We start from the raw sequence: 3,543 nt of genomic DNA, 5'->3' as shown, positions 1-3,543 counted from the left end.
CTATCCGGATCCACGTGCCGGCGGTCTTCAGCTGCGTTGCCTCTCGGAATAAACGGTGCCGCTCGGCACCCGAAAACTGGCAGCCTCTACCCTACTTTTGTTTGACTTTGGTAGCCGAAGCCTGCGGGGGCGCAACTAAATCTGCAAAGTGCAATTATCTTAGCGGGTCGAAGCCTGCGGGGCCAAAAGCAACGTTAGTTGCGGGCCTCCGCGGCGGGAGGCTGCGGCCCGCGCGACCCAAAGGGTCGCAGGAGCTCAGTCCATTCGTCCTCGGCGGCCTCCTCGTGCCGGTGCCTTCGAGCACTCCGATTGGGCAGTCTCTACCCCAACATACAGCTCGCCGCCAGCGGAGGCGCAACGAGCTCCGTCGAGTTGTAGTCCGCCGTATGGGGTGGCGGCGAACTACGCGGCTCTACGAGTCGCAAAAGCAACACCATTCACCGCCTCAGGCTACCGGGTTCGTCCTCGGCGCGCCCCCCTCGCGCCGCTAATGCGTCGCTCTCGCCGAGGACGGCGATTCTGCGAATCGCGCTATTCGCTCTCGCCTCAAATTCCAGCCTAAAGCAGAAACCAGTTCTCCGCCCTGTGTCAGCCTCACTGCGGCTACGCTGTCGCTCCGCCACTTTTTCGCGCGCCTGCGCGATTCATCTATAATTCGGCTCACGCCGAAATAGCTGAATCGCTCCTTTAGGCGGGGCGCGCGGTTGCTTTGAATTAATAAAGGCGCGCCCACAGGGCATTTTACTTCCAGCCTCTACCCCCCTATACAACGCGGGCAGCCTCAGCTCAACCCTTTTCCGCGTGCCGGGGAAATCTTGTCAAAACGTGCCAGCACATTTTGACGATTTCCCTTTTTAGGCGTGGCGCGCGTCTTTGGCTACAGGAGGGTACTGCCCTTACGCCGGGCGGGCGCACCCTTCGAGTGATTTAATGGCAGCCTCTACCCCCGTTCTCTGGCCGCGCGCTGGCGGAAATCTTATTCAAACGCGCATCACGCGTTCGAATGATTTCCTTTTCCAGCAGTCGCGCGCGGTCAGGCTCTGTGCCGGACAGAACTGCCCTGCGCGGGCGGCGTCCGGGTGACCCCGGCGGGACGGGCAAAACTGCGTTTTGCTAAGGCAGCCTCAGCCCTATTCTCCGAGCGCGGTGGGCAAAGGGCCGTCGCTACCGGAACCAAACGCCCAAAGTATCACCAACCCAACCCGCCACACGAAACAGTACCACAATAAAAAAGTTCTCCCGCCGAACCTTGAAGGTTCGGCGGGAGAACTACAATCATTCCGCTAAACAGGCAATCGCTACAACAACTTATTGAGCTTTTCCGCCAACGCTGCTTTGGTCGTCGCCCCCACCTGCTTGTCCACCACCTGACCTCCTTTGACGAAAATAATCGTCGGAATGTTCCGAATGGCGAACTGCGCTGCAATCGCGTCATTCGAATCCACATCGCACTTCCCGATGATCGCCTTTCCGGCATATTCCGTCGCCAGCTCCTCCACGATCGGCCCCACCATCCGACACGGCCCGCACCACTCGGCCCAAAAATCGATCACCACCGGCTTATCCGACGCCATCACCTCCTGAAAATTGCCCGAATTGATTTCCAATGCCATAACAAATTGAGTTTTAGTAGTTTTTAATAGTGTAAGAATTCAAAATCCATGCCACAAAAAGCGCACAAATCTAATCAATTTATCCGGTATTTGAAACCGTAATCGTCCAGCAGCTCCGTCACCTTGGCGTTCAGTTCGATCTTGGGCGCACGGGTACGCAACGCCACCCTGACTCCCGTCTCCGGGTCGAAAATATGGAACAACAACGAGACCGGCCCCGCCGCCATAGCCGCCGTGCTCGACAAATCCGTGATGAACCCCGTCGAAAGCTCCTTCACCGGCACCGTCACCACCAGCTCCCGAATGTCGCTCTCCATCACCTCCGCGAGGCTCTTCATGCTCTTGATGACGATCTCCATCTCGCCCTGCCGGAAACGGCTCGGTTGTACCCGCCCCTTGATCAGGATGGAGTTCTGCTCGAAACAGAACGAATGGAACGTCTCCCAATCCTTGCTCCAGAGCGTAAAGGTATAACTCCCGCTGAAATCCTCGACCGTGAACCGTCCATACGGTTTCCCCGTCTTCGTCGTCAGGTACTGCGCCGAAGTGACCATCCCCGCCACCGAAAAATCCCGATCCCTCAACGCCATCAGATCGCTCAAATCGCTCACTGCATTGGAACAATACTTCTCGATCAGAATCCGGTAGTCGTCCAGCGGATGCGACGAGAGATAGATCCCCACCACCTCTCGTTCCCGCTCCAGCATTTCGAGTTTGCCCCACGTCTCGGCCGACGGAATCTCCGGTTTCTGGACCATCACCCCCGACATCATATCGCCGAAGAGGCTGTTCTGCTTCTGCGCGCGCTCGGCCTGCACCAAACTCCCGTACCGAATCAGCGACTCGATAAACGAAGCCCCCTTGCTATCCTGTGCGAAAAACTGGCTCCGGTGGAACGACGCGATCGAATCCAACGCTCCCGCCAACGCCAGACACTCGATATTCTTTTTATTGACCGTCTGGAGATTGACCCGTTCGACGAAATCGAAAATATCCTTGAAATCCCCATGGGCATTCCGCTCCTCGAGAATCGCCTGAACCGCGTTTTCGCCCAGCCCCTTGATCCCTCCCAACCCGAAACGGATATTCTGCTCGCTGTCCACCGAGAAGCGGTGCCGGCTCTTATTGACATCCGGCCCCTTGACCGGCGCTCCCATCCGTTTGCACTCGTCCATAAAGAAGCTGATCTTCTTGATATCCGACAGGTTGCGGCTCAAGAGGGCCGCCATAAACTCGGCCGGATAGTGCGCCTTGAGGTAGGCCGTCTGGTACGACACATAGGCATAACACGTGGAGTGCGACTTGTTGAAGGCATACGACGCGAACGCCTCCCAGTCCGTCCAGATCTTCTCGCACACCGTCCGGTCGTGTCCGTGCGCCACCGCCCCGTCCAGGAAGTCGCCCTTCATCTTGTCCAGCACATCCTTCTTTTTCTTCCCCATCGCCTTCCGGAGCGTATCGGCCTGCCCCTTCGTAAACCCGGCCAGCTTCTGCGACAGAAGCATCACCTGTTCCTGATAGACCGTAATCCCGTACGTATCTTCCAGATATTCCGCCATATCCGGCAAGTCGTAGGCAATGGCCTCCCGCCCGTGCTTCCGGGCGATGAAGTTCGGGATGTACTCCATCGGCCCCGGCCGATACAAGGCGTTCATCGCGATCAAGTCCTCGAACCGGTTGGGTTGCAACGCCCGGAGGTGCTTCTTCATCCCCGGCGACTCGAACTGGAACAGCCCGGTGGTCTCCCCGTTGGAATAGAGTTCGAAGGTCTTCTTATCATCGAGCGGAATCGCGTCGATATTGATGTCGATCCCCTTGGACTCCCGCACGTTCTCCACCGCATCCTTAATAATCGACAAGGTCTTGAGCCCCAGAAAGTCCATCTTGATGAGCCCGGCATCCTCCACCAAACTCCCCTCGTACTGCACCA

At 57.6% G+C, this 3,543-nt stretch carries 2 protein-coding genes; both read right to left on the bottom strand.

All coding sequences use genetic code 11. The features are described from left to right. Positions 1 to 1,298: 1,298 nt before the first annotated feature. Complete coding sequence (gene trxA / locus Q9S52_RS10575; protein WP_294593887.1) at positions 1,299 to 1,613, bottom strand: thioredoxin; 315 nt, start codon at positions 1,611 to 1,613, stop codon at positions 1,299 to 1,301. A 74-nt stretch (positions 1,614 to 1,687) separates the two neighbouring features. Then, on the bottom strand, positions 1,688 to 3,543 hold a 1,856-nt coding region (gene dnaE / locus Q9S52_RS10570; protein WP_304709083.1), incomplete at its 5' end, for a DNA polymerase III subunit alpha.

It is taken from the genome of uncultured Rikenella sp. (genome assembly GCF_948810725.1).
GTDB lineage: Bacteria > Bacteroidota > Bacteroidia > Bacteroidales > Rikenellaceae > Rikenella.
The sequence above is the reverse complement of the archived record's forward strand: the minus strand, read 5'-3'. Positions and strand labels throughout refer to the sequence as shown.

Coding starts and splice junctions, on each gene's coding strand:
- trxA (WP_294593887.1), bottom strand. CDS start 1,613: ATGGCATTGGAAATCAATTCGGGCAATTTTCAGGAGGTGATGGCGTCG.